Raw genomic sequence first — 851 nt, 5'->3', positions numbered from 1 at the left:
TCGACGGGCAGAGCGCTGCCTACAACCTGCCCATCGCGATGCGTCTGACCGGTGATCTGGACCGCGCGGCGCTGCAGGCATCCATCGCCGACCTGGTGAGCCGGCACGAGAGCCTGCGCACCGTCTTCCCCGACACCGACGGCGTCCCCCACCAGGTCGTGCTCGACCCCGCCACCGCCACGCCGAAGTTGAACATCCGCACGTCCGAAGCGTCCGAACTGGACGCACTGCTGGCGGAAGGTGCCGCGACCGGGTACGACCTCGCGGTCGAACCGCCTCTGCGGGTGCATCTGTTCGAGCTGGGTGAGCGGGAGCACGTCCTGCTCCTGGTGCTGCACCACATCGCGGGTGACGGCTGGTCGATGGCCCCGCTCGCGCGTGACCTGGCCGACGCCTATGCGGCGCGACGGGCCGGCGGGGCGCCGGACTGGGCGCCGCTGCCGGTGCAGTACGCGGACTACACGCTCTGGCAGCAGCAGGTGCTGGGCTTCGAGGAGGACCCGCGGAGCCCCATCTCCCAGCAGCTCGCCTACTGGACCGACAACCTCGCCGGCCTCCCCGAAGAACTCTCCCTGCCCGTCGACCGCCCCCGCCCCGCGGAGAGTTCGGGACGCAGCGGACGCGTGTCCTTCCGGCTTGGGTCCGACCTCCACGCGGAGGTGCTGGAGACGGCCCGTACCAGCGGATCCAGTGTCTTCATGGTGTTGCAGGCCGGACTGTCGGCCCTGCTGTCGCGCCTCGGCGCGGGACAGGACATCCCGATCGGCACGGCCATCGCGGGCCGTACCGACGAGGCGCTCGACGATCTGATCGGGTTCTTCGTCAACACGCTGGTCCTGCGCACCGACACC

1 protein-coding gene is annotated in these 851 nt (G+C 70.6%); it reads left to right on the top strand.

Annotated elements, in window-relative coordinates; translation table 11 throughout:
• A partial coding sequence (locus CR470_RS38215; protein WP_257139078.1) for a condensation domain-containing protein occupies positions 1-851 on the top strand: 851 nt, incomplete at both ends.

The organism is Streptomyces sp. rh34, assembly GCF_002551245.1.
Lineage (GTDB): Bacteria > Actinomycetota > Actinomycetes > Streptomycetales > Streptomycetaceae > Streptomyces.
This window is presented reverse-complemented; position numbering and strand designations above follow the sequence as displayed.